Below are 8,427 nucleotides of genomic sequence, written 5' to 3'. Positions count from 1 at the left end.
AGGCGGTTGGCCTGCACGATCACGCCGATGGCCGAGGCGATCTGCGCCCGCGCCGCCTTGGCCGGCAGGTCCACGCCGGCCATCGCGATCATGCTTTCGAGCCGCGCCAGCGCGTCGCGCGGCGTGTTGGCATGCACCGTCGTCATCGAGCCCTCGTGGCCGGTGTTCATCGCCTGCAGCATGTCCAGCGCCTCGGCGCCGCGCGTCTCGCCCAGGATGATCCGGTCCGGGCGCATGCGCAGCGCGTTGCGCACCAATGCGCGCTGCGCCACCTCGCCGCGGCCCTCGATGTTGGGCGGGCGCGTCTCCAGCCGTACCACGTGCGGTTGCTGCAGCTGCAGCTCGGCTGCGTCCTCGATGGTCACGATGCGCTCGTTGTGCGGGATCGCGCCGCTGAGGATGTTCAGCAGCGTCGTCTTGCCCGAGCCCGTGCCGCCCGAGATCAGGATGTTGGCCCGCGCCTGCGACAGCGCCGCCAGGAAACGCGCCATCTCGGCCGAAATGGACTTGAACTCGATCAGGTTCTCCGCCTTCAGCGGCACCGCGGCGAAGCGCCGGATCGAGAGGATGGGCCCGTCGATGGCCAGCGGCGGAATGATCGCGTTGACGCGCGAGCCGTCGGGCAGCCGAGCGTCCACCATCGGGCTGGCTTCGTCCACGCGCCGGCCGATGCGCGACACGATCTTGTCGATGATCTTGAGCAGGTGGTCGTCGTCGGCGAAGCGCACGTCGGTGAGCTCCAGCCGGCCGCGTCGCTCGACGTAGACCTGCGCATGCGTGTTGACGAGGATGTCCGACACCGTCGGATCGGCCAGCAGCGGCTCGATCGGGCCGAAGCCCAGCATCTCGTACTGGATGTCGCGCACCAGCGCACGGCGCTCGGCGGCGTTGAGGACCAGGTTCTCCTCGAACAGCAGCCGCTCCACCATCTGCCGCAGTTCGTCGCGCAGCGCGTCCGCGCCCAGCCCGTCCATCGCCTCCAGGTCCAGCCGGCCCAGCAGCAGCTGGTGGATGCGGAACTTGGTCGCCTGGTAGGCCTGCGTGGGCGCGCCGGCGAGGTCCTCGGGCGCGCCGTCGGCGGGCACGAAACCCGGCACCGCGGCCCCCAGCCGCTCGCGCAGCGTCATGGTCATGTCCTTCATGCGGATGCTCCCCGGAACAGGCCCGACAGCCAGCGCCGCTGCGGCACCGGCGCCTCGGGCGCGACGCCGGCGGCCAGCTCGCGCAGGGCCCGCGCGATGCTGCTGGCCGGCTGGGCCGCGAGCCTGCTGCGCTACGCGCAGCTGCGGCGCATGGCGGCGGTCGCGCAGCGCTCGGTGCTGCGCCTGCGCGAGCAGGTCTACGCCCATGTGCTGGCGCAGCCGATGGCCTTCTTCGACCGCAGCATCACCGGCCAGCTGCTGAGCCGCATCACCAACGACACGGACGCGGTCAACAACCTGTACCGGCAGGTGCTGTTCGTGATGCTGGACTCGACCATCGTCGTGGCCGGCGCGCTGGTCGCGATGGCATGGCTGGACTGGCGGCTGATGCTGATCGTGCTGGCGCTGGTGCCGGCGAGCTCCGGGATCATCTGGCTCTACCAGCGCGCCAGCAGCGGCCCGGTGCAGAAGGCGCGGGCGCTGCGGGCCGAGCTCAACGCGCAGATGGCCGAGAGCATGGCAGGCATGGCGATGCTGCAGTCGGCTGGCGCCGCGCAGCGCTTCGCCGCGCGCTACGAGACGGCCAACCAGGCGCAGCTGCAGGCGCGCGTGCAGGAGCTGCGCGCCAATGCCTGGCTGCTGCGGCCGGCGCTGGACCTGCTCAACGTGCTGCTGATCGTGACGGTGATCTACGGCTTCGGGCAGCGCGAGCTGTCGGGGATGGAGGTCGGCCTGCTCTACGCCTTCCTGGCCTACATCGCCCGGGTCGTCGAGCCGCTGATCCAGATCACGATGCAGTTCAGCCAACTGCAGCAGGCGCTGGTGGCAGCATCGCGGGTGCGCGCACTGCTGCGCGAGCCGTCCGAGCCGCGCTCGCACCGACCGGACCTGGTGGTCGGCGCCGGCGCGATCCGCTTCGAGCACCTGCACTTCGCCTACACGCCGGAGCAGCCGGTGCTGCGCGACCTGGATCTGGACATCCCCGCCGGCAGCTTTGTCGGCATCGCGGGCCACACGGGCTCGGGCAAGTCGACGCTGCTGGCGTTGCTGCTGCGCTTCTATCAACCGCAGCAGGGCCGCATCCTGATCGACGGCCAGCCGCTGGCCCAGCTGCCCGACGAGACCTTCCACGAGGCGCTGGGCCTGGTGCCGCAGGAGCCCTACCTGATCGCCGGCAGCGTGCGCGACAACATCCGCATGGGCCGGGCGATCCCCGACGAGCAGCTCGAGGCGGCGGCTCGCGCGGCGCGGGCGCACGACTTCCTGAGCGCGCTGCCGCAGGCTTACGACAGCCGGCTCGGCGACGGGGGGCTGGCGGTGTCCACCGGACAGAAGCAGCTGATCGCGCTGGCGCGCGCGCTGGCCGGGAATCCGCGCATCCTGCTGCTCGATGAGGCGACGGCCAACATCGACAGCGCGACCGAGGCGCAGGTCGGCGAGGCGCTGCGCGCGTTGCGCGGCCGCGTGACGGTGATCGCGATCGCGCACCGCCTGTCGACGATCCGCGACGCCGACCAGATCGTGGTGCTCAACCACGGCCGCCTGTCCGAACGCGGCACGCACGAGGCGCTGATGGCGATCGAGGGCGGCATCTACCAGCGCCTGGTGCAGCTGCAGGCGCTGGAGGAGTGAGCGGGACGGGGCCGGATGCCGCCCGCCCGCTGATCAATGCTCGCTGACCTTCGCCGCCTGCATCAGCAGGTCGAGCTTGGCCTTCATCTGGTCCTGCGACGTGCCGGTCTCCGCCCGGTACTGGAAGGTGTAGAGCACCTCCGGCGCGGGCTGTGCGTCCGCGACGCCGGGGATCGCGCTGATGATCTGCCGGTCGTTCGCGCTCACCGCGACGCCGTCATAGGGATGCGCGTGGCGCAGGCGCTTGCTCCACTCGCGCTTCACCGCCTCGCTGCCGGACTCGGCGGGCGTCCCGTGCCGGAACACATCGATCTCGGTCTTCTCGTCGGGGTTGTAGGCCACGACGCCGGCGATGCGGAGTTCATCCCCCGCTGGCGCGTGCTGGAAGGCGAGGTCCAGCCGCAGCCGACCACCCGGTTCGATCTTCTGCAGTTCGGGCCCGTAGGTGAACGCCAGACGACGGTCGTCGAACGCGAAGCTGCGTCCATAGTCGACCTTCAGCACCGGCTCCGCCAGCGGCTTCGGCAGCAGGGGCCCCTGCTGCAGGAAGCGGTTCCAGTCGGACAGCTTGCCTTCGTAGGAGGCCGCGAAGAAGCCGGTCATCCGCTTCATCCGGTCGATCTGCCCGGCCAGGCCCAGCGCGCCCGCCCGGGCCTCGAAACCGACCGAGCCATCCGGCACCGGCAGGTCGAACGCCATCATCCAGTCGCTGCCGAACCAGGTCGTGACGTGCCAGAGCCGCACCTGCCAGACCCGGCCCCAGACATCGGTGAAGCGGGTGTCCTCGGTCGGGTTGCCCAAGGAGGCCACCTTGATCGTCTCCGCGTTGACGTGGATGGTGCCCGGCGACGCCTTGAGGACCAGGTCTCTGACCATGCGGGGATCGGCATACCACTTGGCCGGATCGATGCCCTCGGGCCGGTGTCGGTGGAACACCAGGTAGCCCTTGAACTCGGCCGAATCCTGCCAGCCCTCGTGCCCGAGATCGAGCCGCGTGTAGTGCGGCTGCGTGATCACCCAGTCGCCGTTGCCGTTCTGCACGACGATGCCGGGCGCGCTGCGCTCGTAGAAGCCGTGCAGCAGCCGGTCGCTGCCGCTGCCGCGAGGAAAGGTGTCGTTGGCGTTCTCGGCGAGCAGGTCCCGCAGTTGGGCGGCATTGAACTCGTCGGCCGCTTTCATGTAGGCCTGCGACAGCTCGGCGAAGCGCTTGGGCGCGGGGATGTCGACCTTGAAGCGTGCCGATCGCGTCTTGTCGAAGACGGCGAAGCCGGTGACGCCGCGCGTGTCCGCGCTCACCACGCCGTCGGGCGCGCGCTTCACGAGCGCGATGGGGACGGCGATGTTGAGCGTGTTCTCGGTGGTGCGCATCGCCCGCACGATGCCGATCACGCGGCCCGAGGCGTCGACCAGCGGTCCGCCGCTGTTGCCGCCGGAGATCGGCGCGGAGAAGCGCATCCACGACCAGCGGCCGCTGTCCTCCTCCGGCGTGTCGGAGGTGTAGTTCCCTTCCCGCATGACGACGCCCTCGCCGAGCGCGTTGCCGACGGCATAGACCGTCCCGTTGAGGACCGGCTTCTCATTGAGCGGCAGCGCGGCGACGCTGTCCGGCGGATTCGCCAGCGTAAACACCGCGAAGTCCTGGTCGACGGAGCCCTTGGTGACCTGGGCGATCGGATAGAGCTTGCCGGCCGCGTCGCGCAGCATCGGCTCGCCGCGCGAATCGCCGAACGAGGCGATCAGCACATGCATGGCGGTGACGAATTGGTGATCGCCGATGGCGAAGGCGGTGCCGACCGACACGTACTTGTCGGCGCGCATCTGATAGGGCAGCAGCTCGTGCCAGGGCTTGTCGTAGCGGATGGACTCCTCGGCCGGCTTGGGCACGACGACCTCGAAGGTGGCCTCGCGCACCTGGCGCTGGATGTCGGGCTCCAGCGGCGCCGCGAGGGCGCCAGCGCAGAACTGCAGGCCAAGAATGCCAACACCGCCGAAGCGGACCATTGCCGCCAGTGCCCTTTTCATACATCCCCCCGTATGGCGACCGGAGGAAGGCCCGGCCGCTGGGGGATGCTGAGGTCGACAAGCTGCCCGGTGGTGTCGAGCGGGTGAAGAAGGATGAAGCGGCGGGCGGCGGCCGGTCAGGGGGTCACACCAGCAGGATCAACCGCTCCAGGATCAGCACCGAGAACGCGCCGATGCCCGCGATCACGGTCCACTTGATCAGCAGGATCGCGCGGCGGCGCCAGACCGGGCGCTTGGTGGCGATGTAGAGCGCGAAACACAGCAGCCCCGCCACGAGCAGCAGCGCGATGACGGTGCGGACGATCAGCATGCGAGCGGGTCCGGTGCGCTCACCACGCCGGCGCCAGCTCGGCGAACCCCGCGGGCGCGTCGCGCTCGTCCTCGAAGGTCACGATCTCGTACGCCTCCGCGTCCGCCAGCAGCTCGCGCAGCAGCAGGTTGTTCAGCGCATGCCCGCCCTTGAACGACGTGTACGCCGCCAGCAGCGGATGCCCCACCACCTGCATGTCGCCGATCGCGTCCAGGATCTTGTGCTTCACGAACTCGTCGTCGTAGCGCAGCCCCTCGGCATTCAGCACGCGGTAGTCGTCCACCACGATCGCGTTGTCCATGCTGCCGCCCAGCGTCAGCCCGCGCGAGCGCATCAGCTCGATGTCCTTGGTCATGCCGAAGGTGCGCGCCCGCGCGATCTCGCGCTTGTACTGGCCGCTGCCCATGTCGAACACGTAATGCTGGCCCGTCGCCGACACCGCCGGGTTGTCGAACTCGATCTGGAAGCTCAGCGTGTAGCCGTGATGCGGCACCAGCTTCGCCCACATCAGGCTCTTGCCCTCGCCCTTGCGCACCTCCACCGGCTTCTTCACCCGCAGGAACTGCTTGGGCGCGTTCTGCAACTCGATGCCCGCGCTCTGCAGCAGGAAGACGTAGCTCGCCGCCGACCCGTCCAGCACCGGCACCTCGTCGGCGTTGATGTCGATCAGCAGGTTGTCGATGCCCAGGCCCGCGCAGGCCGACAGCAGGTGCTCGATCGTCTGCACCTTGGGCTGGCCGGGATCGCCGCCGGGGCTGATCGTCGTGGCCATGCGCGTGTCGCAGACGCTGTGCGTGTTGACCGGGATGTCGACCGGCTGGGCCAGGTCCACCCGACGGAACACGATGCCGGTGCCGGGCGCCGCGGGCCGCAGGGTGATCTCCACCTTCTGGCCGCTGTGGATGCCGACCCCGACCGCGCGGGTCAGCGATTTGATGGTGCGTTGCTTGAGCATGGGCGGCATTCTCCCAAATCGGGGTCAACCCTGCTGGACGACGGCCTCATGGTCCGCGCGCGCCACCGGCAATCGCAGCGTCACCACCGTGCCGTGCCCCGGGCTGCTGTCCACCCGCAAGGACCCGCCCAGCACCTTCGCCCGGCGCTGCAGGCCACGCAGGCCACGCCCCTGTGAAATCGTGCCGACGTCGAAGCCCTCGCCGTCGTCCTCGACCCGGATCTCCACCCGCCTGCCCAGGTCGCGCGTGACCACCCGCACCCGCGACGCCCGGGCATGCTTGAGCGCGTTGGTCAGCGCCTCCTGCATCAGGCGGAGCACATGCAGCGCGTCGGGCGGCTCCAGCCATTCCAGCGGCGGCAGGTCGTGCACGTCCCATTCCAGCTTGAGACCACCCAGCTGCAGCCGCTTGCCCAGCCGGTAGCGCATCGTCGCCAGCAGCGACACCAGGTCGTGGCCGACCGGCTCCAGCGAATCGATCACCAGCCGCAGGTCGTCCACGCATTCGCGCAGCACGTCCACCACCTGCTCCTGCGGCATCGTGCCCTGCTCCACCGCGACCATCGCCGACAGCAGCGAGGAGCCCAGCCCGTCGTGCATGTCCTGCATGATCCGCTGCCGCTCCAGCAGCAGCGCCTGCTGGCGCTCGACCTCGCGCAGCTTGTCGTGCTGCGCGCGCAGTTCGACGCTGCGCTCCTCCAGCCGCTGCGCCAGGTCCTCGTTGGCGCGCTCGACCTGGCGCAGCGCCTCGATGTAGCGGTACTGCACCGCATACAGGAAGCTCGCCAGGATCACCAGCGTCGCGAACGGCATCAGGTAGACATGCTCCGGCCACCACCAGCCCGCCAGCAGGCCGAGGTCATGGACGCCGAGCGCCACCCCGATCACCAGCGCCGCCGCCATCACCCGCAGCTCGCGCGTGCCCTGGCGCCAGGCGACGCTCGCCACGAAGGCGGTGCCCGCCAGGCCCACCACCGCGTTGCAGATGTGCAGCAGCACCAGCGCGTCGAAGCCGCGCCCCCATAGCGGCATCGACGCCAGGCTGGACACCAGCACGAACAGCGCCATGCCGCGCTCGAAGCGCGCGAAGCGCTGCCGCGCGAAGCGCAGCGCGAAGAGGAAGGTCAGCAGCATCACCCACGACATCGAGGCATGGGTCACCCACCAGAACCACTCGAGCGCGTCGCGGGTGCGCGGCAGGTCCAGGTGGTAATGCAGGTTGCGGACCAGCCAGGCGACGGTGGCCAGCGAGAACAGCAGGTAGGAGGAATCCTCGCGGCGCTTGAACCAGAGCAGCAGCGCGAACAGCCCCAGCGTCACCAGCGTCAGCCCGGTGGCCTGCGGCACGCCGATCTGCAGCACCCAGCGGCGATCGTGGCGCGGCTCCAGGTCCTCGCGCGCGCCCAGCCAGACGCTGGACACCGAGTAATAACCGGCCTGCATCACCGGCACGGCGATGACGACCTCGATCTCGCGCGCCTGCTGGATCTCGGTCAGCGCCGCCGGCAGCACCACCCACAAGGGCCGCACCCATTGCTCGCGCGCGCCGGACTGGTTGTCGAAGACCGGCCGCCAGCCGTCGTCGGTCTTGACCAGCACCGCTGCGGCCAGCGCCACCAGGCGCGGCATGTACAGCGCGACGCTGGTGGGCCAGCGCCCGTTAGGCGCCGCGTAGCGCAGGCGGTACCAGCGCATCTGGAAGCGCGGGGCGGCGCCGGTGGTGGTGGTCGCCTCGCGCTGCTGGAATTCAGGCAGCCGCACCGGTTGCCAGGCGGCGGGGTCCGACGGCGGCAGCAGCGCCTGCGGCAGCGCGCCTTCAGCCACAGGCTCCGCGCTCAGGCGGCGCGGATCCAGTCCCTGCACTGAAGCCTCCAGCCGCGTCTTCCAGCCCTCGGCGAGGGAGAGCGCCTCGTTGAGGGTGAACTCGCCCTCGGCCTTCAGCGTCGCCGGGCCGGAGCGGGCCTGCAGCCGCTGCAGCGCGACGGACCGCTGCCGAAGCTCGGCCGCCAGCGTCACCTCCAGCGGCGCTTGCAGCTTGCCCTGGCCCAGAACGCCAGCCAGGTCGCCCTCGACCGTCAGGACCGGGTCGGCGCCCCGCGCGGCCAGGCTCGCCGGGGTGCCCAGCTTCAATTCGCCGCGGGCCTGGACCAGCGGCCATCGTGCATCGATCTGGCGGCTGTCCAGGCCGGTCAGGCGCAGCGTCAGCGCGCTGCCGGCCGATTGGCTGGTCTGGCCGACGGCCTGCAGCCGACCGCCGCCGGCCAGCTGCGCATCGAGCCGCGGCAGCGCAGCCGGGTCCAGTTCGACGGGTCCAGCAACAGGTCCAGCTGCAGCGCGCGCAGCGGCAGGCGGTCCTGGTCGAGTCG

At 70.4% G+C, this 8,427-nt stretch carries 6 protein-coding genes; 1 reads left to right on the top strand and 5 read right to left on the bottom strand.

Going from position 1 to position 8,427, the window contains the following annotated elements; all coding sequences use genetic code 11:
* Window positions 1-1,127 (bottom strand): CpaF family protein (locus tag FUT87_RS05795; protein WP_147240378.1); only part of this gene is annotated, 1,127 nt, incomplete at its 3' end.
* On the opposite strand from FUT87_RS05795, the gene FUT87_RS05790 reads away from it, so the two are divergent.
* Window positions 1,008-2,774: an ABC transporter ATP-binding protein gene (locus FUT87_RS05790; RefSeq protein ID WP_255511685.1), complete on the top strand. Its 1,767-nt coding sequence runs from the start codon at window positions 1,008-1,010 to the stop codon at window positions 2,772-2,774. The two genes, FUT87_RS05795 and FUT87_RS05790, sit on opposite strands and share 120 nt — an antisense overlap.
* A gap of 33 nt (window positions 2,775-2,807) precedes the next feature.
* On the opposite strand, the gene FUT87_RS05785 is transcribed toward FUT87_RS05790, so the two are convergent.
* The 4 genes from FUT87_RS05785 to FUT87_RS05770 form a co-directional block, all read right to left on the bottom strand.
* Window positions 2,808-4,796, bottom strand: a complete 1,989-nt coding sequence (locus tag FUT87_RS05785) for a serine protease (RefSeq protein WP_186830374.1) — start codon at window positions 4,794-4,796, stop codon at window positions 2,808-2,810.
* 124 nt (window positions 4,797-4,920) lie between these two features.
* Window positions 4,921-5,106 carry a hypothetical protein gene (locus FUT87_RS05780; protein ID WP_091725981.1) on the bottom strand — a complete coding sequence of 62 codons (186 nt, stop codon included), beginning with the start codon at window positions 5,104-5,106 and terminating at the stop codon, window positions 4,921-4,923.
* 19 nt (window positions 5,107-5,125) lie between these two features.
* On the bottom strand, window positions 5,126-6,061 hold the full coding sequence (gene lpxC / locus FUT87_RS05775) for a UDP-3-O-acyl-N-acetylglucosamine deacetylase (protein ID WP_091725987.1): 936 nt from the start codon (window positions 6,059-6,061) through the stop codon (window positions 5,126-5,128).
* Between the two features lie 24 nt (window positions 6,062-6,085).
* Window positions 6,086-8,427, bottom strand: a 2,342-nt coding sequence (locus tag FUT87_RS05770) for a sensor histidine kinase (RefSeq protein ID WP_147240375.1), incomplete at its 5' end; no start/stop codon positions are given.

The organism is Mitsuaria sp. TWR114 (genome assembly GCF_007997345.1).
The sequence above is the reverse complement of the archived record's forward strand: the minus strand, read 5'-3'. Positions and strand labels throughout refer to the sequence as shown.